Source organism: Sphingomonas montanisoli, from assembly GCF_008274695.1.
Lineage (GTDB): Bacteria > Pseudomonadota > Alphaproteobacteria > Sphingomonadales > Sphingomonadaceae > Rhizorhabdus > Rhizorhabdus montanisoli.
On the sequence record NZ_VTOU01000003.1, the window covers coordinates 190795 to 214371 of the forward strand.

The 23577-nt window shown below is 68.7% G+C and carries 31 protein-coding genes and 1 pseudogene; 22 read left to right on the top strand and 10 right to left on the bottom strand.

What is annotated here, in order from left to right; all coding sequences use genetic code 11:
* Window positions 1-52: 52 nt before the first annotated feature.
* The 14 genes from FYJ91_RS12115 to FYJ91_RS20800 all read left to right on the top strand — a co-directional run bounded on the left by FYJ91_RS12115 (window position 53) and on the right by FYJ91_RS20800 (window position 11422).
* Window positions 53-337: a hypothetical protein gene (locus tag FYJ91_RS12115; RefSeq protein WP_149522555.1), complete on the top strand. Its 285-nt coding sequence runs from the start codon at window positions 53-55 to the stop codon at window positions 335-337.
* A 2-nt stretch (window positions 338-339) separates the two neighbouring features.
* Entirely contained in the window at window positions 340-465 is a 126-nt protein-coding gene (locus FYJ91_RS21020) for a hypothetical protein (protein ID WP_281290604.1), read from the top strand.
* A 66-nt stretch (window positions 466-531) separates the two neighbouring features.
* Window positions 532-684, top strand: a complete 153-nt coding sequence (locus FYJ91_RS20795; protein ID WP_219822592.1) for a hypothetical protein — start codon at window positions 532-534, stop codon at window positions 682-684.
* A gap of 133 nt (window positions 685-817) precedes the next feature.
* On the top strand, window positions 818-1909 hold the full coding sequence (locus FYJ91_RS12125; RefSeq protein WP_149522556.1) for an alpha/beta hydrolase: 1092 nt from the start codon (window positions 818-820) through the stop codon (window positions 1907-1909).
* Between the two features lie 56 nt (window positions 1910-1965).
* The gene (locus FYJ91_RS12130; RefSeq protein ID WP_246152601.1) at window positions 1966-2451 is read left to right on the top strand and encodes a DUF4142 domain-containing protein; all 486 of its coding nucleotides are present in this window, start codon (window positions 1966-1968) and stop codon (window positions 2449-2451) included.
* 216 nt (window positions 2452-2667) lie between these two features.
* Window positions 2668-3396, top strand: coding sequence for an ImuA family protein (locus tag FYJ91_RS12135; RefSeq protein ID WP_149522557.1), 729 nt, complete (start codon window positions 2668-2670; stop codon window positions 3394-3396).
* Complete coding sequence (locus tag FYJ91_RS12140) at window positions 3320-4942, top strand: DUF6504 family protein (RefSeq protein ID WP_149522558.1); 1623 nt, start codon at window positions 3320-3322, stop codon at window positions 4940-4942. The genes FYJ91_RS12135 and FYJ91_RS12140 overlap by 77 nt, the downstream gene beginning before the upstream one ends.
* Before the next feature lie 175 nt (window positions 4943-5117).
* Window positions 5118-8474 carry an error-prone DNA polymerase gene (locus FYJ91_RS12145; protein ID WP_149522559.1) on the top strand — a complete coding sequence of 1119 codons (3357 nt, stop codon included), beginning with the start codon at window positions 5118-5120 and terminating at the stop codon, window positions 8472-8474.
* 188 nt (window positions 8475-8662) lie between these two features.
* Window positions 8663-9070, top strand: a complete 408-nt coding sequence (locus tag FYJ91_RS12150; protein ID WP_149522560.1) for a response regulator — start codon at window positions 8663-8665, stop codon at window positions 9068-9070.
* A 68-nt stretch (window positions 9071-9138) separates the two neighbouring features.
* Window positions 9139-9357, top strand: a complete 219-nt coding sequence (locus tag FYJ91_RS12155; protein WP_246152602.1) for a hypothetical protein — start codon at window positions 9139-9141, stop codon at window positions 9355-9357.
* A 154-nt stretch (window positions 9358-9511) separates the two neighbouring features.
* Window positions 9512-9958 carry a PA2169 family four-helix-bundle protein gene (locus FYJ91_RS12160; RefSeq protein WP_149522561.1) on the top strand — a complete coding sequence of 149 codons (447 nt, stop codon included), beginning with the start codon at window positions 9512-9514 and terminating at the stop codon, window positions 9956-9958.
* 65 nt (window positions 9959-10023) lie between these two features.
* Window positions 10024-10350 carry a hypothetical protein gene (locus FYJ91_RS12165; RefSeq protein WP_149522562.1) on the top strand — a complete coding sequence of 109 codons (327 nt, stop codon included), beginning with the start codon at window positions 10024-10026 and terminating at the stop codon, window positions 10348-10350.
* 85 nt (window positions 10351-10435) lie between these two features.
* The gene (locus FYJ91_RS12170; protein ID WP_246152603.1) at window positions 10436-10774 is read left to right on the top strand and encodes a thioredoxin domain-containing protein; all 339 of its coding nucleotides are present in this window, start codon (window positions 10436-10438) and stop codon (window positions 10772-10774) included.
* 54 nt (window positions 10775-10828) lie between these two features.
* Window positions 10829-11422, top strand: coding sequence for an exonuclease/endonuclease/phosphatase family protein (locus tag FYJ91_RS20800; protein ID WP_219822593.1), 594 nt, complete (start codon window positions 10829-10831; stop codon window positions 11420-11422).
* A gap of 406 nt (window positions 11423-11828) precedes the next feature.
* Here FYJ91_RS20800 and FYJ91_RS12180 read toward each other — a convergent pair whose 3' ends face one another.
* Both FYJ91_RS12180 and FYJ91_RS12185 read right to left on the bottom strand, forming a co-directional pair.
* Window positions 11829-12641, bottom strand: a complete 813-nt coding sequence (locus FYJ91_RS12180; protein WP_246152667.1) for an oxygenase MpaB family protein — start codon at window positions 12639-12641, stop codon at window positions 11829-11831.
* Window positions 12642-12684: 43 nt separating this feature from the next.
* Window positions 12685-12867, bottom strand: coding sequence for a hypothetical protein (locus FYJ91_RS12185; protein ID WP_149522563.1), 183 nt, complete (start codon window positions 12865-12867; stop codon window positions 12685-12687).
* A gap of 209 nt (window positions 12868-13076) precedes the next feature.
* On the opposite strand from FYJ91_RS12185, the gene FYJ91_RS12190 reads away from it, so the two are divergent.
* Window positions 13077-13382, top strand: a complete 306-nt coding sequence (locus tag FYJ91_RS12190; RefSeq protein ID WP_149522564.1) for a hypothetical protein — start codon at window positions 13077-13079, stop codon at window positions 13380-13382.
* A 937-nt stretch (window positions 13383-14319) separates the two neighbouring features.
* Window positions 14320-15390: a hemerythrin domain-containing protein gene (locus tag FYJ91_RS12200; protein ID WP_246152604.1), complete on the top strand. Its 1071-nt coding sequence runs from the start codon at window positions 14320-14322 to the stop codon at window positions 15388-15390.
* Between the two features lie 74 nt (window positions 15391-15464).
* Here FYJ91_RS12200 and FYJ91_RS12205 read toward each other — a convergent pair whose 3' ends face one another.
* On the bottom strand, window positions 15465-15836 hold the full coding sequence (locus FYJ91_RS12205; protein ID WP_149522566.1) for a hypothetical protein: 372 nt from the start codon (window positions 15834-15836) through the stop codon (window positions 15465-15467).
* Window positions 15837-16168: 332 nt separating this feature from the next.
* On the opposite strand from FYJ91_RS12205, the gene FYJ91_RS12210 reads away from it, so the two are divergent.
* Window positions 16169-17248, top strand: coding sequence for a magnesium transporter CorA family protein (locus tag FYJ91_RS12210; protein WP_149522567.1), 1080 nt, complete (start codon window positions 16169-16171; stop codon window positions 17246-17248).
* 98 nt (window positions 17249-17346) lie between these two features.
* On the opposite strand, the gene FYJ91_RS12215 is transcribed toward FYJ91_RS12210, so the two are convergent.
* Together FYJ91_RS12215 and FYJ91_RS12220 are read right to left on the bottom strand one after the other, a co-directional pair.
* Window positions 17347-17751 carry a DUF3429 domain-containing protein gene (locus tag FYJ91_RS12215; protein ID WP_149522568.1) on the bottom strand — a complete coding sequence of 135 codons (405 nt, stop codon included), beginning with the start codon at window positions 17749-17751 and terminating at the stop codon, window positions 17347-17349.
* Complete coding sequence (locus FYJ91_RS12220; RefSeq protein ID WP_149522569.1) at window positions 17752-17967, bottom strand: hypothetical protein; 216 nt, start codon at window positions 17965-17967, stop codon at window positions 17752-17754.
* A 177-nt stretch (window positions 17968-18144) separates the two neighbouring features.
* Between FYJ91_RS12220 and FYJ91_RS12225 the strand changes: the two genes are divergently transcribed.
* Window positions 18145-18402, top strand: coding sequence for a hypothetical protein (locus FYJ91_RS12225; protein WP_149522570.1), 258 nt, complete (start codon window positions 18145-18147; stop codon window positions 18400-18402).
* 45 nt (window positions 18403-18447) lie between these two features.
* Here the strand turns inward: FYJ91_RS12225 and FYJ91_RS12230 are convergent, their stop codons facing one another.
* Complete coding sequence (locus FYJ91_RS12230; protein ID WP_149522571.1) at window positions 18448-19038, bottom strand: SOS response-associated peptidase; 591 nt, start codon at window positions 19036-19038, stop codon at window positions 18448-18450.
* On the opposite strand from FYJ91_RS12230, the gene FYJ91_RS12235 reads away from it, so the two are divergent.
* Window positions 19037-19630, top strand: coding sequence for an SOS response-associated peptidase family protein (locus FYJ91_RS12235; protein ID WP_246152605.1), 594 nt, complete (start codon window positions 19037-19039; stop codon window positions 19628-19630). The two genes, FYJ91_RS12230 and FYJ91_RS12235, sit on opposite strands and share 2 nt — an antisense overlap.
* Complete coding sequence (locus FYJ91_RS21110) at window positions 19630-19839, top strand: DUF6961 family protein (protein ID WP_246152606.1); 210 nt, start codon at window positions 19630-19632, stop codon at window positions 19837-19839. Before FYJ91_RS12235 ends, FYJ91_RS21110 begins: the two co-directional genes overlap by 1 nt.
* A gap of 48 nt (window positions 19840-19887) precedes the next feature.
* Here FYJ91_RS21110 and FYJ91_RS21055 read toward each other — a convergent pair.
* A pseudogene (locus FYJ91_RS21055) lies at window positions 19888-20436 on the bottom strand (phosphatase PAP2 family protein); the annotation flags it as partial.
* A 148-nt stretch (window positions 20437-20584) separates the two neighbouring features.
* Between FYJ91_RS21055 and FYJ91_RS12245 the strand changes: the two are divergent.
* Entirely contained in the window at window positions 20585-20755 is a 171-nt protein-coding gene (locus FYJ91_RS12245; RefSeq protein ID WP_149522573.1) for a hypothetical protein, read from the top strand.
* Window positions 20756-20773: 18 nt separating this feature from the next.
* Here FYJ91_RS12245 and FYJ91_RS12250 read toward each other — a convergent pair whose 3' ends face one another.
* Together FYJ91_RS12250 and FYJ91_RS12255 are read right to left on the bottom strand one after the other, a co-directional pair.
* Complete coding sequence (locus FYJ91_RS12250) at window positions 20774-21388, bottom strand: alpha-ketoglutarate-dependent dioxygenase AlkB (RefSeq protein ID WP_149522574.1); 615 nt, start codon at window positions 21386-21388, stop codon at window positions 20774-20776.
* A 2-nt stretch (window positions 21389-21390) separates the two neighbouring features.
* Complete coding sequence (locus FYJ91_RS12255; protein WP_149522575.1) at window positions 21391-21765, bottom strand: hypothetical protein; 375 nt, start codon at window positions 21763-21765, stop codon at window positions 21391-21393.
* A gap of 258 nt (window positions 21766-22023) precedes the next feature.
* On the opposite strand from FYJ91_RS12255, the gene FYJ91_RS12260 reads away from it, so the two are divergent.
* Window positions 22024-22221 carry a hypothetical protein gene (locus FYJ91_RS12260; RefSeq protein WP_149522576.1) on the top strand — a complete coding sequence of 66 codons (198 nt, stop codon included), beginning with the start codon at window positions 22024-22026 and terminating at the stop codon, window positions 22219-22221.
* Between the two features lie 28 nt (window positions 22222-22249).
* On the opposite strand, the gene FYJ91_RS12265 is transcribed toward FYJ91_RS12260, so the two are convergent.
* The gene (locus FYJ91_RS12265) at window positions 22250-23455 is read right to left on the bottom strand and encodes a DUF2252 family protein (protein WP_342788008.1); all 1206 of its coding nucleotides are present in this window, start codon (window positions 23453-23455) and stop codon (window positions 22250-22252) included.
* Window positions 23456-23577: the final 122 nt, after the last annotated feature.

Genomic DNA, 23577 nt, shown 5'->3' on the forward strand with positions numbered 1-23577 from the left:
GAGACCAAGCGATCCGCACCGGATCGCGGTGCCGCGTATCGAGGATGCTCCCATGGTTGAAGGCCGCTGGACCGACCCCACCAAGACCCCGGCGATCGACTGGACGGCGAGCGCCGCGCTCGAAAACGTCGAACGCGGTGGCCAGGATGTCGCCGAGGTCACCAATCTCAACGGCGCGGTCCGCGCCTGGCTGCTGCTCGAGCCGCAGCATAAGGCTTCAGCCGTGCTGACGGTCGAACATCCGATCCAGCTCGACGGCATCGCAACTACCAGCTTCTCGGGCGAGACGATCGCGGCGCTCGCCGAGCATCTGCCAAACGTGCCGCAGGATCGCTGACAATGGACATCGAGACGATCTTCGCGCAGGTCAGTTGCTCGAACCTCGAAACGAGCATCGCCTGGTTCACTAAGCTGTTCGGCAAGGCGCCGACCCGCCGGCCGATGGTGGGACTCGCCGAATGGTAGTTCACGGACAGCGCCGAGGTTCAGCTGTTCGAGGCGCCCGAGCATGCCGGGCACTCGACCCTGACCTTGGGCGTATTGCCGCTCGCCGCCGAGCGCGCGCGGCTCGACGCCGCTGGCCTGACCGTCGGTGAGATCGAGGGCGCCAAGGACTTCTTCATCATGCGGACGCGCGATCCCGACGACAATCTGATCGTCTTCGCGAGCGCCGATCGCGGCTGATGCAGGCCAGCGTCCGCCGGGGGGCGGCAGCAAGGTCTGATATGTATTGATTGACATTAGGAGACCGGCGCGCGGCGGAACGTCCGGGCCACAGCCTTGTTTTGTGATCACCAACTAACAGGGATTTCTCCATATGGTCACCAAGAAGGTCGCCGTTCTGGCGATGATGTTTTGCGCCTCCAGCGCAGCGCTCGCGCAGTCGTCGATGTCGATAAACGCATCGCCGCCGCCGAAGCCCGCAGCGGTCGCCGCGATGCCGACCCCGGCCCCGGCCGCGGCCGACATGCAGGCGGTGCTCGACGCGCATGCGGCGCTCAAGCCTAAAGCCATCGAAACGCTCACCCCGGTCCAGGCGCGGATACAGCCGTCGGCCGCCGATGCCACCAAGGCCGTGATGCGCGCGAAGGGTCTATCGACAGCGCCCGACCCCGCGGTCACGACCCAGGACGTCGCTTATGGCGCGGAGCCGATGCAATATGCCCGGATCTACAAGCCCGTCGCCGCGACTGGCGCACCGCTTCCCGTGATCATCTATTATCATGGCGGTGGCTGGGTGATCGCAGACGTCAACACCTATGACGCGGCGCCGCGGTTGCTGTCCAAGCAGCTGAACGCGATCGTCGTGTCGGTCGAATATCGTCACGCCCCCGAGGCCAAATTTCCGGCCCAACATGACGACGCGGCGATGGCCTATCGCTGGACGCTCACCAAAGCGGCCAGCTGGGGCGGCGATCCGAAGATGGTCGCGGTCGCGGGCGAAAGCGCCGGCGGCAATCTCGCGGTCGCAACCGCCATCTATGCCCGCGATAACGGGCTGACAGTGCCGCTTCACATCCTCGCGGTCTATCCGATCGCGAACAGCGACATGATGCTGCCCTCGCGCAAGGATTCGGCGAACGCCAAGCCGCTCAATACGGCCATGCTGGGCTGGTTCGGATATTATTACGCGCGGACCAAGGCCGACCAGATGGACCCCCGGATCAACCTGGTGAAGGCCGATCTTAAGGGCCTGCCGCCGACCACGATCATCAACGCGCAGATCGATCCGCTACGCTCCGATGGCGAGACCTTGGCCAAGGCGATGCGCGCTGCCGGCGACCGGGTCGAGCAGAAGACCTTCCCGGGCGTGACCCATGAGTTCTTCGGCATGGGGAGCGTCGTGCGCGGCGCCTATGATGCCAATGGCTGGGCGATCGATCGCCTCAAGACGGCGTTCAAGCGCTGATGCGGCACGGCCGGCTTCGAGCCGGCCGGCCTTCCCTTTTTCCCGGAGTATGACCCATGAAAACCTCCATCCTGCTCGCCAGCGCCGCGCTCGGCCTTCTCGCCAGCCCGGCTCTCGCCCTGCCGATGACCCCGGCCGACTATGTCGCAACCGCCGGCGCCAGCGATCTCTATGAGCGAACATCGAGCCAGATCGTGCTCGAGACCACGAGCGACCCCAAGGTTCGCGAGTTCGCGACGATGATGCTGAGCGCGCACCGTGACAGCACGGCCGACGTCAAGGCGGCCGCCGCCAAGTCGAAGGTGAAGGCAGGCCCGCCGATGCTGACGCCGACCCAGGCCGAGATGGTCGCGCAGCTCAAGGCCGAGACCGGCGCTGCGCGCGATGCGACCTATATCGCACAGCAGAAGGCGGCGCATGGTCAGGCGCTCAATGTCCAGAAAGCCTATGCGGCCGACGGCACGGCCATGCCGCTCAAATTGGCGGCAGGCAGAATCGTCCCGGTCGTCGAGCATCACATCATGATGCTCATGGCCATGTGATCCGACGGCGGTCTGACGCGACCGCAAATAAATATAGCGTGAGGGACCGTGCGCCAAGGCGCACGGTCCCTCACCAATTTCGGGCTTCGTTTCGGCCTGACATCGGCGGCAGGCAGCGCCGATCAAGCGACCGTGCCTCGACAGGTCATTGACAGCTTCCAGCGGAACGGAACATTTAGGGAACAACCTAACCCGATTCCGAGTCTGTTCCCGGTTATGCGCAGTGCATCCGTCATCGAAGAATTGCGCGCGCGGATCGCCTCGATCGAGGGCGTCGCGACGCGCCACGCCGTGCTCCCCTTCGGAATCGCGGCGATCGACGCGCATCTGCCGGGCGGCGGGATCGCGAGCGGCGCGCTCCACGAGGTCGCAGGCTCACGCAACCTGTCCGACGATGCGGCCGCGACGATCTTCCTCGCCGGCATCCTCGCGCGCACCGACGGCATGGTCGTCTGGGCGCTGCGCTGGGCCGATCTCTTCGCGCCGTCGCTGGCGCAGGCCGGCCTCGACGCCGACCGCGTGATCTTCGTCGAGGCGGGATCCGACACCAATGTCCTGATCGCGATGGAGGAGGCTCTCCGCCACCCCGGCCTCGCCGGGGTCGTCGGCGAACTGGGCAAGATCGGGCTGACCGCGTCGCGCCGTCTCCAGCTCGCCGCCGAGACCAGCGGGGTCCCCGCCTTCGTCTTCCGTCGCGCGGCGAAGGACGAAGGCGAGACCGGCGGCACCGCCGCCGTCACCCGCTGGCGGGTGCGATCGAGCCCGTCCGAGCGGCTGACCATCCCCAGCCTCGCCCGTCCGCGCTGGCAGGTCGCGCTCGAACGTGCGCGTGGCGGCGAGCCCCACCTCTGGACCGTGGAGGCCAGCGATGCGCAGGGCCGCCTCGCTCTTCCTGCCGAGCTGGTCGACCGACCGCTTGCGGAAGCGCGACGCGTCGCTTCTTAGAGAAGCGCCGCTCGTCACCGCTCTGCCCGACCGTAGCCGCCGGCTGATCGCCGCGGTCGATGCGGCCGCGCGCAAGGCGGGGCTCGCCCCCGGTATGACGGTGACCAAGGCCCGCTCGCTGATCCCCGACCTCATCGTGATCGACGCCGACCCCGAGGATGATCTGCAGGGGCTCCGCCGCCTCGCGCTCTGGGCCGGGCACCGCTACGCGCCGGTCGTCGCCCCCGATCCGCCGCACGGCCTCCTCCTCGACATCTCAGGCTGCGAGAGCCTGTTCGGCGGCGAGGACCGGCTCGCCAAGGACTTGTTCCGACGCGTGCTCGCCTCAGGCCTGAACGTCCAGCTGGCGGTCGCCGACACGATCGGCTGCGCGCATGCGGTGGCACGGCATGTCGCCGGTGGTCGCCCCTCGCTGATCCCGCCGGGCAAGGCCCGCGCGGCGCTGTCGCTGCTGCCGGTCGCGGCGCTCCGGATCGAACCCGGGGTTGCCGCCGATCTCGCCCGTATGGGCTTCACCCGGATCGAGCAGTTGATTGCGGCACCCCGTGCCCCCCTCGCAAAGCGCTTCGGCGCGGGGCTCTACCGCCGGCTCGACCAGGCGCTCGGCCATATCCCTGAACCGATCGAACCGATCTTCCCCAAGGCGGTGCCGCGCGTCCGGCGCGGCCTGCTCGAGCCGATCGGGACCGCCGACGCCTTCGCGCAGGTGATCCACGATCTGACCGCCGACCTTTCGGCCGCGCTCGTCACCGCCGGCCAGGGCGCGCGGCGGCTCGATCTCTTCTTTCACCGGGTCGATGGCGACGTGCCGACGATCCGGATCGGCACCGCGACCGCCACCCGCGATCCCAGGCATCTCGCCAAATTGCTCTGCCAGAAGATCGACACGATCGACCCCGGCCTCGGGGTCGAGGCGATGACCCTCGTCGCGCCGCTGGTGGAGCCCCTCGGGCCAGCTCAGGCCAGCGGGCTTGATAGTGGTCTGGCCACAAGTGGCCGCGGCCCCGATCTGCCCGCGTTGGTCGATGCCCTCGCCAACCGGTTCGGGCAGCGCCGGCTCTACCGGCTCACCGCGCGGCCCAGCACCATGCCCGAACGCGAAGTCGCCTGCCTGCCCGCGCTCGCGTCCTCATCGGCCGATCCGCATCGCATGGCCCGTCCCCTGTCGAGCGAAAAAGGCACCTCTGATAAGAACGAAGACGCGCCGCCCACGGCCGACCGCTGGGATCCCGACTGCCCGCGCCCGGCGCGGCTGATCAGCCCTCCGGAAAAGATCGAAGTAATCGCGGCCTTGCCCGATCATCCACCCGCGCTCTTCATCTGGCGCGGTACGCGCCACCGGGTCGCGGCCGCCGACGGCCCCGAACGGCTCTATGGCGAATGGTGGCGCGCCGGCGGCCAGGAGGCCGACACCCCTTTCACGGTGCGCGACTATTATCAGGTCGAGACGGCGAGCGGCGGCCGCTTCTGGCTGTTCCGCCTCGGCGACGGCGAACATATGTCCACCGGCCCGATGACCTGGTTCATCCACGGGGCATTCTGTTGAGGCAGGCTTCGCATCGATGCGCCTGCTGGGTGTTGCGCCGCCCGTGCCGCCGATCCGCCGAAGCGCAAAGCCACTCCCCCGGCTTTACGCTTTTTAGGCTCCACGGCGACGCCGCCCTCACGCGCGCCGCCGGACCTTATACCGGGCGGCGCCCCGCGCCGCGCGAACGGCGCTTATGACCGCGCCCGACATGTCGGCGCTCGACGACGCCCGCTATGTCGAGCTGCAGGTGAAGACCCATTTCAGCTTCCTCGAAGGCGCCTCGTCGCCGCAGGAGCTGTTCGCCGCCGCTGCTTTTCTTCATCTTCCCGCGCTCGGCATCACCGATCGCGGCACCCTGGGCGGGCTGGTCCGCGCGTGGGACGCGGCCAAGGTCACCGGGGTCCGTGCGATCTTCGGCTGCCGGCTCGACCTGGTCTGCGGGACGTCGCTGCTCGTCTATCCTACTGACAAGGAGGCTTATGCCCGGCTGTGCCGGCTGCTGACGATCGGGAAACGACGCGGCGGCAAGGGCGCTTGCCATCTCCACTGGTCCGACGTCGAGGACTGGGCCGAGGGCATGATCGCGATCCTCGTCCCCGACAAGGCCGACGCGACGACCGCCGCCGCGCTCGGACGGCTGAAGGCGCTGTTCGGCGACCGCGCCTATCTGGCGCTGACGATCCGGCGCCGGCCGAAGGACGCGATCCGCCTGCACGACTTGGCCGCACAGGCCGCCGCCGCGCAGGTCCCGACGGTCGCCACCGGCGATGTCCTGTACCATAGCCCCGACCGGCGAATGCTCCAGGATGTGGTGAGCTGCATCCGCGAGAAATGCACGATCGACACGCTGGGGCGCCGGCGCGAGCGCTTCGCCGATCGCCATCTCAAGACCGCCGCCGAGATGGAGCGGCTGTTCCAACGCTATCTCGGCGACATCACGCCAGTCCGCCGCAGCGTCGAGATCGCGCGGGCGTGCACCTTCGACCTCTCGGATCTCAGCTACACCTACCCGGATGAGATCGGCGACGGCGGGCTGACCCCGCAGGCCGAGCTCGAACGGCTGACCGCCGAGAAGACCCCCGAGCGCTATCCGGGCGGCGTGCCGGCCAAGGTCACCGCGCAGATCGCGCATGAGCTGAAGCTGATCGGCGATCTCGGCTATGCGCCCTATTTCCTGACCGTCCACGCGATCGTCGCTTTCGCAAGGAGCGTCGGCATCCTCTGCCAGGGCCGGGGCTCGGCCGCCAATTCGGCGGTCTGCTTCGTCCTCGGCATCACCTCGATCGACCCGGTCCAGTCCGAACTCCTGTTCGAGCGCTTCGTCTCGGCCGAACGGCGCGAGCCGCCCGACATCGATGTCGATTTCGAGCATGAGCGCCGTGAGGAGGTGATCCAGTGGATCTACGAGACCTACGGGCGCGACCGCTCCGCCTTGACCGCGGTCATTACCCGCTTCCGCGCCAAGGGCGCGCTCGCCGATGTCGGCAAGGCGCTGGGCCTGCCACAGGACATGCTCAAAAGCCTTACCTCCTCGGTCTGGGGCTGGAGCCGCGACGGGGTGGGCGAGGAACAGGCGGCCGAACTCAATCTCGATCTGACCGACCGCCGGCTGATCCTCGCGCTCGATCTCGCCCGCCAGCTGATCGACACGCCACGCCACACCTCGCAGCATCCTGGCGGCTTCGTCCTGACCTTGGGGCGGCTCGACGAGCTGGTCCCGGTCGAACCGGCGGCGATGCCCGACCGCCAGATCATCGAATGGGACAAGGACGATATCGACGCGCTCGGCTTCATGAAGGTAGATGTGCTGGGCCTCGGTATGCTGGGCTGCATGCGCCGCGCCTTCGCGCTGCTCGAGACCGACAAGGGCATCGCGCTCGATCTGGCGACGATCCCGCGGGAGGATCCCGCGACCTACAAGATGATCCAGCGCGCCGACACGCTTGGCACCTTTCAGATCGAGAGCCGCGCGCAGATGGCGATGCTGCCCAGGATCAAGCCGAAGACCTTCTACGACCTCGTCGTCGAGGTCGCGATCGTGCGCCCCGGTCCGATCCAGGGCGACATGGTCCATCCCTATTTGCGTCGTCGCGAGGGCAAGGAGCCGGTCAGCTACCCCACCCCCGAACTGCGCCGCGTCCTCGAGAAGACCCTCGGCGTTCCGCTGTTCCAGGAGCAGGCGATGCGGGTCGCGATCGAATGCGCGGGCTTCACGCCGAGCGAGGCAGATCTGCTGCGCCGCGCGATGGCGACCTTCAAGCTGACCGGCGGCGTCAGCCATTTCCGCGACAAGCTGATCGATGGCATGGTCGCGCGCGGCTATGCCCCCGACTTCGCCGAACAGACCTTCAAGCAGATCGAGGGTTTTGGCAGCTATGGTTTTCCCGAAAGCCATGCCGCGAGCTTCGCGCTGATCGCCTACGCCAGCAGCTGGATGAAATGCCATCACCCGGATGTCTTCTGCGCGGCGCTGGTCAACGCGCAGCCGATGGGCTTCTACCCCGTCAGCCAGATCGTCCGCGACGCCGAACAGCACGGCGTCGCGATCCTCCCCGTCGACATCAACCATAGCCGCTGGGACTGCACGCTCGAGAAAACCGGCGCCCGCTGGATGGCGGTCCGCCTGGGTTTCCGCATGGTTCGCGACCTCAAGAATCACGACGCCGCCGCGATCGTCGGGGCCAGAGGCGCCACCCCCTTCACCAGCGTCGAGGAAGTCCAGCGCCGCGCCGGCATCGGGGCGGCCGCGCTCGAACGGATCGGCCAGGCGGGCGCCTTTGGCACGATCGAGGCCTCGCGGCGGTCGGGCCTCTGGGCGGTCAAGGGCCTGCGCGACGCACCGCTCCCGCTGTTGGCCGCCGCCGACGAACGTGATGGCAAACTGCGCGCGGAGACGGTCGAGCCCGAGGTCGTGCTCGCGCGGATGGGCGACGGCGAGGAGGTGGTCGAGGATTATCGCACGCTCGGGCTCAGCTTACGCGCCCACCCCTTGTCCTTCCTCCGCGCCGAGCTGACCGCGCGCAAGATGACGCCCTTCGCGCAGTTGAAGCATATGAAGGATGGCCGCTGGGTCGACATCGCCGGGATCGTGACGATGCGCCAGCGCCCGGGCTCGGCCAAGGGCGTCATGTTCATTACCCTCGAGGACGAAACCGCGGATTTCGCCAATCTCGTCATCTGGCCCGATCTGTTCGAGAAGCACCGCCGGGTCGTGCTCGGATCTTCGATGATGGGGGTCCGCGGCCGCCTCCAGATCGAGGGCGAGGTCGTCCATGTCATAGCCCAGCGGCTCGACGACCTGTCGGGTCTGCTCGCATCGGTCGGCACCCGCGACGGCGACAGCGCGCCGCCCGATATCGCCGGGCTCTACAAACCCGGGCGCGGCGACGGCGCGACCCATGGCGGTGGTCCCGACCCGCGCCGGCCGAAGGAGAATCCGCTCGGCCAGCCCATTCGGGACATCTTCATCCCCGGCCTGCGCCTCGGCTCGGGCATCATCCCCGGTAAGCCGACCGAGGGGATCAAGATCAAGCCGCGCGATTTTCGCTGACCGGACCCCGTGGTCGGACCGCTCGCCCGTGCCGGCGAAGGTCGCAGGCGCTGCGGCGGCATCGGCACGCGCTGACGCCTGACCCCGTCATAGCGAAAATCGAACTGATCCATGATGGGTTTGGCCGCCGATCGTGGTCCGCCCCCATAACGAATGCAACGATCGGGGCGACAGACGGTTTGGCGGCGATGGACCTTTCGACCACGCCGTTCGCCCTTGTCGTCGATGACGATCCCATCATCCTGATGCAGGCCTGCGACATCCTCGAGGCCGCCGGCTTTCGCTTTCACGAGGCGAGCACGGGCGACGAGGCGATCGCCCTGCTCGAGGACCATGCGGACGGCGTGATCCTGCTCTTTTCCGACGTCGAGATGCCCGGCGCGACCAATGGCTTCGCGCTCGCGCGTCATGTCGCCGAACAGTGGCCGGCGATCGACATCGTCATCGCCAGCGGCCGGGTCACTCCCGCGCCGGGCGATATGCCGAGCAAGGCGACCTTCCTGTCGAAACCGTTCAACCATGAGATGGTCATCGCCCATCTCGCGCGCACCTTGCCCGACGGCAAGAAGCCCGCCCCCCTGAAGAACGCGCTCTGACGCGCGTTCGGCATCGGACGCACCGCCCAAGCGCCAACGACCTATCGCAACCCTCGAGGAGACCGACAATGAACGACATGACCCCGATCCCGACCCCATCCGCCAACAAGCCCGCCTCGAACGGGAAGACCGCGCTGACCGACGCGTTCAGGGAGCATTTCTCGGGCGACGCGCCCCTCACCGAAAAGGCGAAGAGCTTCGCCAAGGCGCGGCCCTGGACGAGCGCTGCCTTTCTCGGCGTCGCCGCGATCGGCCTGCTCCAGACGCTGCGCGGCGCGCGGCGCTAAGCCCCAAGGATCGCGCGTCGCCACAGCGGCGGCGCGCGGGCCGACCCGAGCGAATAACCGGTCGGTGCGATGCGACCTTCCCGACGCGCGGGACGTTCCCTGCCTGACGATGGCCGTGCCGCCGTCAGCCCCCCCATATAGAAAGATCCTCATTATGTCCGACACCAGCCATGACATCTCGACCCTCAACAGCCTGATCGCGACCACGATCGACAGTGTCGAAGGCTATACCGAAGCCGCCAAGGACAGCGAGAACAGCCGCTTCGGCGCGTTGTTCACGAGCCGCGCGACCGAGCGCCGCCAGATCGCGACCCAGCTGCAGGGTCAGGTGACCAGCCTCGGCGGCGAGCCCGAGGATGACGGCACCGCGCTCGCGGGCGCGCACCGCGTCTTCCTCAACCTGAAGGCTGCCGTCACCGGCAAGGACGACAAGGCGATCATCAACGAGGTCGAAGCCGGCGAAGACCATATCAAGGCGAAGTTCGAGGACGCGATCCGCGACACCGAACTGTCGCCCGCGGTCCGGGCGATCATCGAGCAGGCCTTCGTCTCGGTGAAGGAAGGCCATGACGAGATGCGCGACATCAAGCACTCAATGTAGCGCTGAGCATCGGACGGCGGGGGCGCGTCGCCCCCGCCGTCTTCTCTCGTTCCAAGGACATCCGCATGACCCAATCTCTACGCGACCGGTGCGGCCTGTTTCTTCCGGTCATCTGCCTGCTCGCGCTGGCGGCGTGCGATGGCGCTCACGAAAAGGCCGGCCGCGAGGCCGACCAGGCTGCGGCCGCGGCGATGGGCCAGAACCAGACGGGCGAAGGCCCGAGGGAGCGGCTCGGCGAGGCGCAGGACCGGGTCGATCGTGCCAATGCGCGTGCGAACGACGCCGCCGCCGACGCACTCAAACGCCAAGGCGACAAGCTGCGCGAGCAGGCCGATCTCGACGCCGACCGGCTCGCCGAACAGGCAAAAGCGCTGCGCGCGTCGAAGCAATGAGCTGGCTCGAGACATCAGTTCCCGAGGTCGGACCAGATCGTCGCCTGGCGACCGATCGCCCCTCCACTGTCATCCGCCCGAGGTCATGATGCCCGACAGCCAAACCGCGACGCTCTACCGAATGGTTCTGCCCGACCATGAATGTTCGTTCGGCGTGCGCGCGAAGCAGCTGCTCGAGGACAGCGGCTTCGCGATCGAGGAGCATATCCTCGACAGCCGCGCGGCGGTCGATGCGTTCGAGGCGGAGCAAGGCGTCGCTACCACCCCCAGATCTTCATCGCCGGGAATCGCATCGGCGGGTGCGACGCGCTCGAGGCTTATCTCGCACGCGGATGATGCGAGGCATTCCGATCGAGGCGACGCCGCCGGCCTGACACCCGCCGCGTCGAAGGGCCCAACCCCGCGGCCCATATCCAGGACATAGCGATATCCGCCGAAGACGATTGCCGCCTTCCGTCGGGCGCGGCACATTGACGGCATGACCACCCGCTTCTTCGGCCCCCTCGCCAGCGCCCTTGGCCTCCTCATCGCAAGCTGCGCGCCACAGCCCGCGCCGGCACCCCACGCGCCCAGCACCTCGGCCGCGCCACGTCCGCTCAAACTCGCCAGTTGGAACCTCGAATTCATCGCCGAGAAGGACGGCGCGGGTTGCGAACCCCGCACTGCGGCGGACTATCAGGCGATGCGGCGGATCGCCGACGGCCTCGACGCCGATGTCATCGCTTTCCAAGAGGCCGAGACGCCGGCCGCCGCCGCGCGCGTCTTCGACCCGGCACGCTATGTGATCGTCATGGAGACGCGGCCCGGGAATGCGACCGGCACGTGCGGGGGCCGGCATCCCGACACGCCCTTCATCCGCCAGGCAGTCGGCTTCGCGATCCGCAAGGAGCTCGGCTTCGAGCGCCTTCCCGATGTCAATACCCTGATGCTCGGCAACCCGCAGTTGCGGTCGGGGGTCGACATCACCCTGCGGGCCAAAGGCCATGCCCCGATCCGGCTGCTGGGTATTCACCTCAAATCGGGCTGCTTCTCGGGTGCCACCGCCAAGCCCTGTCCGGTCTTGCTCCAGTAGATCCCCGCGCTCGAGGCGTGGATAGATCAGGCGGCGGCGGGGCCGGTCCGCTTCGCGGTTCTGGGCGACTGGAACCGGCAGCTGGCTAAGGCCGGCGACCAGGTCTGGACCGAGATCGACGATGGCGCGCCCGCCAATGCTGATCTGCGCCTTGCTGACTTCGGCACGCCGCCCGGCTGCGACCCACGCTATGACAGTTTCATCGACCATGTCGTCCTCGACCGGCGCGCCGCCGCCGCATGACCAGCTTCACCGAAACGCGCTACGGGGCGGGCGAAAAGCATGTCTCTGATCATTGTCCGGTCGCGGTGACGCTCGACCGCTAGGCTCCAGACGACCGGCAGAGCGTGGTCGGCTTAGGATGCCCGCACGACCCGTGTCGCTGCTGACAGCCGGAAACGGCTGATCAGGCCCGACCGGCAAACGCCCAGCGCAGGGTCTCTGCAAGAGCTGAAGCCCCGCCATGGACGAGCGGACTTGTCACACCGGACCGGGAGAGCCCCTGCATCCTGCGCGCCCAGGGTGGGAGGAGATCGATCGCGGCGCGCATCAACAGCGCCTGAACGGGCAGGTCGGCGAGGCTCGTGGGCTTCGGATGGAGGATGAGCCGCGCGACCGCGCGGGTGCGATGATCGACGGCGAGGTCCGGCCGATACCGCTGTAGCAATGCGGTCGCCTCGGCGCGGGTCGTCGGCACCGGGTCGGCGCCCAACGCGCGCGCCACGACCGCGCTCTCGGCAAAATACACATCCTGATCGGCGATCGACATGGCGGGCTCGCCATAGGCGATCCAGGCGTCAAGAAAGCCGGTCGCCTCGGCGACATGGATCCAAGCGAGCAGCGCGGGATCATCGGCGCGATACGCCTGGCCATCCGGCATCACGCCCGACACCCGCGCGTGGATCGCGCGCACCCGCGCGATCGCCTCGTCGGCGAGCGATCGCTCACCAAAGGTGGTGAGCGCGATGAAGCGTGCGGTTCGGCGCAGGCGCCCCAGCATATCGTCGCGAAAATGGCTGTGCTCCCACACCCCGGTCAGCGCGGCCGGGTGGAGCATCTGCAGGAGGAGCGCGGTTACCCCGCCGATCATCATAGTCGTGACGTCGCCATGGACGCGCCAGATCACCGAGCCGCTTGAAAATAACGCGGCCTCGGAGCGCAGCACGGGCGCCTCGCCGCGCGCGCGGTCGTTGAACAGGCCGACCACCCGCGACACCATCGCGCGCCGCACCAGATCGGCCGGCCCGGACAGCGCGGGCCGCTCAGCCAGCGGGCGAGCCCTTGCCGGGCGGCGGGGTCGCGTTGTCGCCCTCGGCGGGCGCGCCATCGGACGCATCGGCGTCCTCCGGCGGCGTGCCGGTCACTGCCGTGTCGCGCTCGACAACCGCGGCAGCAGCGGAGGCCGGCGCAGCGGGGTTCGCCTTGGTATCGCTCGGGTGGCTCATCATTAACTCCTGTGAGCCATACCAACCCAAGCGGCCGCGCCGCGTTCCGCTCGTTTCGGAAAAACCGAGCCGGCCAATCGTGCTGATGCAGATCAAGCCGCGGCCCCGCAGGCAATGGAGCATGGAACAGCGCGTCGCCGGCGGCCGTTGGCTTCGCCGTGCCCTCGACGGGCGCAGCCCGCCTTCCTGTTCAACCAAGGATCTGCTCCATGACGGCCGAGGCCTCTTCCGACCGCACCGGCGCCACGCCGCCCCGCGCCGGCCGCACCCCCGGCTTGGTCTCCTTCCTGCCGCAGGAGACCGAGATCATCCTTACGGCGGGTGACCGCCAGCGCGTGATAGTCGGCGCCGATGCGTTGCTCTTCTGGTGGGGCGCCGAGAGCGGACCGCAGACCGCCGAGGGGCTCGTTGCCGTGCACCGGGACGAGATCGCGGCTGCGGTCGCGGCCAAGCTCGCCCGCGGCTTCAAGCCGCGCTCCGACACCATCCGTATCGGCGAGGACGATCTCGACTAGGCCGCGCGGCGCACGAGCGCTGCCATGTGCGCGCCCGTCCGCCTTTCAGGGATTTGCCAAGACCTATCGTGGACGCTCGCCAGACCCAGCGCCGCGCCGCCCAATATCGTCCGCCGTCATGCGCCTTAGTCCGTCATGCTCGTCTCCCGTCTGGCGTGCGATCGCCGTTCCCGGATAACGGCCAAGCTTGTGACGGCTCATATGCCCGCCGCCACACGGTCAAGCGCCGCGCGCCGCCAAGTCGACGGAACCACCCGGCGTTTCAATCGCTTGAGCGCGATGCGTATGTCCTGCCTGTTCGGCCGCCACTGGCCTGTCGCCGCTTTGTCCGCCTGTTGACCCGGCCCCCAGCAGAGCCACTGTGCCGATTGTGGGGTGGCGATGGCCAAGACCGATATGACCGACTGGCGGGGCTTGGCGGGCGCTCCCACCGCCGACCGGATCGCGGCGGCCCTCACGGTCCTGACAACGTCGCGTCCTGCCCTTACAAAGGCGCCTGCGCCGCAGGCGCGGGGAACCCTCCCGCGCATGACCGGTTCTTGACCCCGGACGCGGCCCGCGCACGGATTCCGGGGGCGGCCTGCGACCGACAGGAGCGTCCCGTCCCGCCTTCTGGGGCAAGGCGGGACGCTTTCCTAGCACCCCGGCATTGCCAATCAGCGCCATCGAAAATCCCGGGCCCCTTCGGGAACCGCACAGAGTGTCGGCCGTTTTGAAGAGAGAGACCGCGGCACAGCTTGCCCCCCTGCTCGTTCGCGGTCTCCTAGATTGAAGGCCCGCCCGGCTTCCCCCCCGCCCGGCGGGCCTTTTCGCGTCCGGCGCCGGGTGACCCCGATCTTGACGAAGATTAGAACGAATCGCGCGGAGCATCTGCCGTCGCACGGAACAGCGCCGCACCCACGCGGTTGAGACGGCAACATCCAACAGGGAGCCACTCATGGCCGACACCAGCACCCCTTCGATCAGCTCTGTCGACGCCTCTGAGGCCGATAACGCCGCGCCCGCCGCCGCCAAGACCCGCGCGCCCCGCACATCCGCCGCCGCCAAGACCAAGTCCGAGGCTGGCACCGCGCCCACCCGGCGAAGCGCACCCCGCGCCGCGGCCAGCCCGACCCGGCCGAAGCGCGCGCCCGCAACCGCCGAGACGCCGATGGCGGCCCTGGTCGACAGCGTGACGACCGCCGCCCCGGTCGCCGCGATCGCGAAGCCCGCCAAGGCGGCGGCGCGCAGCGTCAAGCGCCGCTCCGCCAGCGCCACCCGTCCGGTCAGCGACGCGGTCTCGCCGGTCACGGCCAAGATCGCGCGCCGCGCGCGCTCGGCGGCCTCGGCGGTGCGCCACTCGGCGAGCAGCGCGCGCCAGCGGGTCGAGACGGGCGCCGCCGCGGTCGGCCGCACCGCCGGCGACGCGTATGACGCGACCAGGAAGCGCGCCGGGCGCGCCGCCAGCGCGACCAAGAATGCCGCGACGAGCCGCACCGCGGTCGTCCTCGGCGCGGCGGCTGCGGGCCTTGTCACCGGCCTCGCGGTCAATCTTGGCCGCAAGGTCGCGGTCCAGGCACCGAGCGTGATGGCGGGCGACTGGTTCGAGGCGATCAAGCTCGAGCATAAGATGGCGCTGGCGCTGTTCGACGCGATCGAAGCGACGACCGAAGCCGAGCCCGCCAAGCGCGCGATGTTGCTGATCCAGTTGACCCACGCGCTTTCTAAGCACGCCTTCACCGAGGAGAATGTGATCTACCCGGCGCTGCGCGACTGGGGCGACAAGGCCGACGCCGACAAGCTCACCCATGACCATGGTTATGTGAAGCAGCATCTCTACGATCTCGACGCGATCGACCCGGCAAGTGCCGCCTTCTTCCCCAAGATCGCAGCCTTCCGCGCCGATCTGGAGGCCCATATCGCCGAGGAGGAGCAGGCGATCTTCCCGCCGCTCCACGCCGGGCTCGACGAGATCCAGAATGGCAGGATCACCGCGCTGGCGAACAAGGAAGGCTTCAAGCTCGCCTGATCGCTGCCGCGATCACGCAAGACAGGGCGAACCCGAAAGCCCCGCCGGAGACAGCTCCGGCGGCCTTTGCACGCTCAGTGCCAGCGCGGGCGCACCCAACGGACCGACCGCACGCGGACGAGCGCGGAGACCTTCGACGCGAGGATGTCGGCATGGTGCGGCGACAAACCCTCGATATCGATGAGGTAGCGCAGGCGGCGCGGCCCCCGCTCGAAGGCGATTCCTAGCGGTATTATGTCCCGCTGGGCGATCAGCCCGAGAGTGCGCAGCAGGACCTGCGGACAGATATTGGCGGTGACGCACAGCCGCGCGAGCGCGGCGCGCGGCACCTTGAGCGGGGTCGCGGCGCGCGCGGCCGCCTTCCCTAAAGGCTGGGCCGCGCGCGCGGTCGATGCGGACAGGGAAGAGCCGCGCGCCGCAGCGCGCGTCGAAGGAACGACAGACATGATGGATAGTCCCGGACTTGTGTGAAACGAGCGCCGCCGCACAGGCGGCGCGACCAGCGCCAGATCAGCCGATCTGGCGGGTACTAATTCGAATCCCGCCGCGACGAAGGCGGGCCACAAGCGCGCTGAAGGGTGGCGACATCATCGCCCCGCGCGTCCGGAGATGGCCCCTAATGTCGCGCATCCGTGGCTCATGCTCCTAAGCGGACGGCAAAAGGCCGCCGCTTGTCACCTTTAGACGTATGGCGATCGTCCTTTGGCACCGCAAATCTTTCATGCCCTAATCTGCATCAGCCGGTGCAGCCAAAGCCCGCGCCGGTCGTTTCGAGGCCATGTCGATCGACGCCTATCTCTATTGCGCCAGCGGCCATGACCGGAAGGCCGATCTGGCCGCGACCGAGATCGGCGCGCTCGGCGACGACGAACTTCTGTGGATCAACGTCGAGGGCTGTGACGGGGAGGACGCCGTTCGGATCGGCGAGCTGCTCGGCATCGACCCCGAACTGCTCAGCCGGCTCTGTGGTCCCCACCCGGCCCGGCACCTCGACAATTTCGGCGATCATTATGCGTTCGCGGTCGAGACGCCGCGGCGGCAGCGCAAGCGCGGTGCAGGGGACGCGCGCGACGCCGGACAAGGCGAGACCGGGCAGAGTGATGCTGAAGAGATCACACAAGACGCGATCGGCGGGCTTGATCTGGGCGATGACAGCGAGGCGCCCAAAAGCGCGCAGCTCGGCTTCGTGGTCGGGAAGCGCTGGCTGGTCACGGTCCACACCGAGCCGGTCGAATTCCTCCAGGGCTTTCGCAAGCAGGACAAGGGCGAGACCCGGATCGGATCGCTCTCTCCGTCGCTTTTGGTCGCCTCGCTCCTCGACTGGCACCTCTCCGAATTCCTCCACGCGGTCTCGGTGATTGAGCGCGACGCCGACCGGCTCGACGAAAAGATCCTCGCCGACGGCACGCGCAGCGGGGTGCTGGGCGATGTCGTGGCGCTTCGGCGCCGCGTGTCGCAGCTGCGGCTGATGATCGCGCGCCAGCGGCCGGTCTTCCATGGCCTGTCGCGTCCCGATTTCGCGCTAAATGCCGACGAGCGCGCCGCCGGCCATTTCGCGACGCTGGCCGATCGCTTCGACCGCGCGGTCGACGAGGTCGAGCGCAGCCGCGACGTGGCGCTCGGAAGCTTCGACCTGTTCACGTCGATGACGACCCAGCAGACCAACGAACTGGTCAAGGCGCTGACTTTCCTGACGGCGCTGATCGGCGCCTGCGCGGCGGTCGCGGGGCTACTAGGCATGAACTTCGAAATGCCCTTCTTCAAGACCGGGGCGATCGGCTTCATCGGCGTGACGATCGGGATGGTCGTGGCGAGCGGCGTCGCGATGTTCTGGGCCCGCCACCGCCGCTGGATCTGACCCGCGCCGACCGCGCACGAAGCGGATAGCGTCGGTCAGGGTCACCGCGCACCCCTCATCGTCCTCCAGGCGGTCGGCGGCGAGGACGGCCTGCCGCTTCACCCGATCCGCAGGCAGGCGGCGGCCAGCAGGCCGAGGCCGAGCAGCCCGACCGCCATCTGCGGCGGCCGCAGCCGCGCGAAATGCCGCGGCGCCTCGCCGCGCCGCGCCGCCAGCGGATCGAGGACGGCAACGCCGGCATAGCCGAGCATCAGCAGCAAAATGCCCGCCACCGGCGACAGCAGGAAGACGGGGAGCGCGAGCAGCCCGGCGATGAAGAGGAGGATCGCGGCGGCCCATCCGGTGCCGCCGACGATCGCCACGGCGCGCAACGGGTCGCCCCACAGAAGCGCCGCGAGTCCCGCGGCAAGGATCGGGAGCATCGGCCCGAAGCCGAGGACCAAGCTCAGGGTCGGGACGCCGACCGGATCGACGGTCTGATCGGCATCGCCCCCGACGGCCATTCAGGCGGTGTGATCGGCGCCGGTCGCGCCGGCCGCTGCGCTATCGGACGTGGGCGCGTCATCGGCCTCTGGATCGACCCGGACCTCGCCGGGCGCGGGAGGGGTCGGGATCAGCCCGCCAGCCCATTCGATCTCACCGCCGCCGGGCGCGTCGCTGCGGCCCGGCCCGTCGGGCGGGCTGTCGGGGGGCGTCGGGTTGCGATCGGTGCCGGCCATGAAAATCTCCTCGATTCTAAGGACGAACGATCGCGGCCATCGTTCCTGCGCGACGATGCGCCGGAAAGCCGCAAAAGCGTAAAGCCGTGCCACCGGAATCGCGCAGAAGCGGCGGCCGCGAGGTTCGTCCGGAACCGCTGCTTGCGGCCACCCGTTGGCCAAGCGAGGAGACCCGCCATGGAAGACCAGAAAGCCGATCTGAGCGATCATATCGAGGCTTCGTCGGACAAGACCGCCAACCAGACCGCGCGCGCCGGCGCGCAGGCCAAGGGCGGCATCGCCGCGCAACCGGGCGACCCGACCAGCCCGAAGGCGGCTGCCGCGCGCGCCGCGCCGCTCAACCGGGCGATGGCCGAGGCCGGTTTCGGCGATGATAAGGGCGAGGATCTCGGCCGCGACGGCAAGACGGTCCCGCCCGCGGACACCACCCCTTAGCGGCACGCCCGCGTCGCCCTTGAGTCGGCCGACGCGCCGACAGTGTCAGCCGACCTGCTCGACCGTCAGGCTTCCGGCGGGCAGCGCGCGGAGGATGTCCTTCGACGCGATCCCCGGGTCGAGCCAGTCGGCCCAGTCGTGCCGCTCAAGCAGGACGATCTGCCGGTCATGATAAGGCACGATATCGGGACCCGGCTCCATCGTGAGCATGGTGAAGGCCTCGGCGCCGCCCGGTCCCTGCCGCCAGATCCCGGCGATGCAGAACAAGGGCTCGCCGACCTTGGTGAACAGCCATTTGTCCTTGCGCTTCTTCTTGGGGTCTTGCGGGGTCGTAAACTCGTAGAAGCCGTCGGCGAGGATCAGGCAGCGACCCTCGGTGAAAGCGCGGCCCTCGCTGCGGAAATTATAGACCGGCTTGCCGGTCGGCCCCGGCCAGCTCCAGCGCCGCTGGACGAGTTCGCCGGACCCGCGGCCCGCCGCAGAGAAGCGCACGATCGGGGCGGTGTCGGTGATCTTGATGTCGGCGCGCGCTTCGATGTTCGGCCGCCCCTCGGGCATGTCGAGCCGGATCTTGAGGTCGGCGAAATCCTCGGCGATCGAGGCGAGGTTGACCTCGAGGCGATAGTCGTTGCACATGGCCGCGACCCTAGCCGAGGCGGCGCTTGCATGGAAGATATGTTCTTCCTATGTTCTTGTCATGCAGGCCACCGCTTTCGATTCGAGCGCGCCGCTGGGCGCGCGCCGCGCGATCGTCCGCCGCTATCGCGACGAGATCGAGCTGGTCGAACTTGCGTGGGGCCTCAGGAATCGTGATCCGAACGAGCGCCCCTTCCGTTTCGTCCGCGCCGAGGGCCGGACCTTTCCCAGCCATCGCTGCCTGATCCCGGCGTCCGAATTCCATGTCACGACGGACAAGAAGAGCTACCGCTTCGCGCTCGACGACGGCAACTGGTTCTATCTCGCGGGCATATACCGGCCGGCGACGATCGACTGGCCCGAAAGCTATGCGGTGTTGACGATCGACGCCAATCCCGACGTCGCGCGATATCAGGAGCGCCAGGGCGCGGTGCTGTTGCGCCGCCAGACGATGGACTGGCTCGACATGACGATCCCGGAAGACCAGCTCTTGAAATCCTTGCCTGCGCGCAGCTTTGACGTCCAGGAGATCGGCGGCGGCCGCAAGACGAGCGGCCCGGTCAAGCCCGGCCAGCGCATGCTCGGCCTGTGATGTCACCCGATGAAGAGCGGCTCGTCGAGGCGCTCGCGGTCGAACGCTTGTATGGCGCGCAAGCCCCCCTGTTCGTCGCGGCACGGATCGGCGACCTTGCGCTCGCCGGCGACGAGGCCGGCATCGAGCGCTGGCGCGCGATCGCGCGCCGGCTCGCCGCGCTCCAGGGGCTCGACGGCGGATATGGTCGCATCGCGCCGACTGCCTGACCCCCTCTCGCCGGCCGCAGGCGCAGGCGGCAGGATCAGCCGCACCGCCGCCTCGGCGAGCCATCCGATCGCGGCGCCCACCACGACATCGCTCAGATAATGCGCGCCGCGCGGCAACTGGATCGCGCCCGCCGCGGTGGCCGCCGCGTAGCCGACCTGCGCGCTCGCGGGATAATCACGCGCCACGGCGCGGGCGACTGCGACGGCCCCGGCGGTATGGCCTGAGGGGAAACTATTCTCGCGCTTGGCGGGGCTGTGGCCCTTGCGCGCATGATAGGTCTCGCCTCCGAGCATGACGAACGGCCGGGTCCGGTCGACATGCTGTTTGACGAGGCTCTTCGCCTGGGTGGCGAGCCAGTGGCTCGCGAGCATCCGCGCGCCCACCCGGACCACGCGCCCGCGCCGCAGCAGCAGGCCGACCGCGATCGTCGCCGCCGACAGCGCGATCAGCGGCGGCTGATCGGCAAGCTCGCTGACCTGACCGATCGCCTTGACGACCGAGCTGTCGCGCTTCCCGCCGGTGGCGCGCGCGACGTGCCGGTCGGCGGTCTCGACCTTGCGCTTGCCGCGCTTTGCCTTGGTCCTGGTGCTCGTCATGCGCTCTCCCGTCGCCCTCCAAGCGCGCGAAGCCGCGAAAAGGTTCGCAACGGGCACGAAAAGGAGGCCGCATCCGCCTGCTGCCTGCGAGCGGACCCGCCGACTCGCTCGCGCGTTGAACTTCGGAGAGCTTCAAGAGGAGAGCGATATGTCCAAGCGCGAACTGATCGATACCGGCACCGATAAACGCTATGTGCGCCGCGACGACGAAGGCAAGTTCACCGAGTCGGACGATGTCAGCAAGTCGCTGAGCGCCGACAGTCGGCACGACGCCAAGACCATGGCGAAGCCGGGCCAAGGCGACCGCGGCGACGGTTGAGGCGCGTCCTGCCGCCGCTCAGGCGGCGCGGCGGCCCGTCTCCGACAGGCTGCGGAAGGTGATCGACCAGCGCGGCACGTCGCCGGGCGCGATGCTGTGCTCCCACAGCTGGCGCACATCGCCGGTCAGATGATAGAGCCCGCGCGGGGTCAGCGGCGCCGACGCGCGCGCGAAGCCGGAACGGCCTGCGGCGGTCCGCCGCCGCAACCGCAAGGTCGCGGCACTCCCAAGCGACAGCCCGATGACATGCTCGAACTGGGGACGGTCGCGATGCCATCCGATCCCGGCGCCGGGATCGTAGCGGATGACCAGCGCCTGGACGAGCGCGTCGACCGCAAGGCCGGCCAAGGCTGCGGCGCGGTCGCGGACCGGCAACAGCCAGTCGGGCATGGGCTCGGTCGGGCCGAAAGCGCCGGTGTCGAAGTCGTAGCGCCATCCAAAGGACGCGGTCAGTCTCTTGCCTTCCCAACCCTGGAAGCGAAATGGGCTCAGCGCACAAGCGTCGATCGCCGCGATCAGCGCGGCTTCCTCGCCGGACGTCACGACGCCATCCCATGCCGACAGCCCCGCGACTCCGCCCTCCGCCGACGGGCCGTCGACGGATGCACCGAAAAGGTCGCTTTGGGTCGCCACGGTCAGAACGGCATCTCGGCGATGAAGGCGACGAGGTCGGTGAAGCCCTCCGGATCGAAGACCTGGCCCGTCGGCCCCTCGAGCAGGGTCGCGACCGCGGCAGCTTCCGCCAGATCGGCGGCGCTGTAGACCAAAGCGTCATCCTGCACCGCACGCCAGCGCAGCAGCGCGGTCACTCGCGCCGCGAGCTTTGCCCCGATCGCCCCCGACGCAGATACACCATCCTCGGCTAAGGCCAGATCCACCGCGGCCTGGATCGCGCCCTCGTCCGGCGCGGACACCGTGTCGAGCCGGGCGAGTGCGCCCGCGATCAGGCTAACACGGGCGAGGGGGTCGGCCGGACAGGCGCAGGGCGGCAGGGTGTCGGGTAGGGGCATCGACGCAGGACTCGAGGCTGGCAGAAGAAAGCGAATATAGGGAACGAAAGGCAAACCTTCAACGCGGCTCCGGACCGTTCGACCGGCCTGCGGAGAGGCTGCCGCAACAGCTCACAGATATGGTCCCGCCCTGGGCCCGACCCAATCGTGTTGATGCAGATCAGGAGCCCGGCACGGGCCCGAAACAAAAGCGCCTCGCAGTTGGTTGAGGCGCTAACCCGGACAGGCAGATCCGGGCGACAGGCAAGGGGAGGATCGATGAAAAGATTCGACGCCGACTATTATGAGCGTCGCGCCGCGCGCGAGCGCGAGCGTGCCGAAAAGGCGACGCCGTGGTTCGCCGCGATCTTCCTGCGCACCGCCGAGGAGTTTGACCGCCGCGCCGAGCGCTGCCGGGCCGGCACCGCACCCGCCGAACCGCGACGGCTTGTGGGGTCGCGGCGCGCGCCGGGCTGACAAACCGACGCAGCGACCCTGACCCGTGTCAGCCCGCCTGCGCGAGCGCGTAGCGGCGGCAATGTTCAAGATAGCCCGCCTCATGGCTCGCGATCAGCTCGACGACGCTCTTCCACAGCCACGACGGCGCCTCGATCCCGGCGCCGCGATGGTTGCGCAGGATCTTGAGCCAGGCGGCGCGTTCCCCCTTGTCCATCTGCCGCGCATGGGCGGCGCCGACGACATAGGCCAGGTAGCGTGCGGCGCGGGTCGCCTCGCGCTTTGTAAATTGGTCGACCTCGAGTTTCAGATCCTGCGGCAGCAATTCGCGCAGCACCATCGGCTTACCGAGCAGGCGCGTCGCGAGCATCCGCTCGCCCAGATGTGGGGCGAGCGCGCGGGCGCCCGCGACGACCCGCGCGGCGTGGTCGGCCGGCATCGCCGCATCACGCGCTGCCGGGGCAGCAGCGGGAACTGCTTCCTTCAGATCGACCAGCGCGATCGAATCGGGCACGCGCTTTGACCCGCCGACCGCGACGATCGCAGCGTAACGCGCGGTGCCGAGCGAACTGCAGCCCTTCATCCAATAGGCGGCATCGAGCAGCCGGACCTTGTCCTGCGGATCGCGGTGCGCGAGCGCGAGGATCTGGTCGCGCACCGCTTCGTTCTCGAACAGCCTGCCAAGCGCGTCGCGCTCCCGCGTCGTCAGCGCCCAGAATTTCTTGCCGAGCGGGATGGTCGGCGCAACATCGTCGAGCCGCTCGGCGGCGAGTTCCTTCCAGCCCCGGCCGAGCGCGCGGCGCCGCACGGCGCGGACAACCTCAGGCTCGGGGGCGGCGTCGGCCTCGTCGGACAAGGCGCGCTCATAGCCATCGACCATCTCCTCGATCATCCGCGCGGTGGTGACGCCAGGCAGGTCGGAGCCGCGCGCGGCGGTGGCGAGGCTCAGCCCCAGGCGGATCAGGTCGTGCGCGGGGTTGCCGATCACGCACTGGTCTAGGTCGCGGATCTGGACCGCGACCTGGCCATCGGCATTGGCGATCGGCCCGAGATTGCCGAGATGGCAATCGCCGCAGATCCAGACCGACGGACCCTGTGGCAGCAGGGCCGCCGACGGGCTCGCGGCAAGCCACTCATAGAATTTGACCGTGTTGCCACGGACATAGGCATGGGTCGAACTCGCCATCTTGAGCAACCGGGTCGCCTCGAGGCGGCCCTGACGGTCGGACGGTGCGATCGGGACCAGCATGTTCATCGGCAACACCTTCGTGAGCGGCGGGACTGTTGCTGAAACGTGTCTAGAGCGCTTCGGGCCCCGGCACACGGCACCGAATCCGCGCTGATCTGCATCAAGCCGAATTTTGACGAGGATCGCGG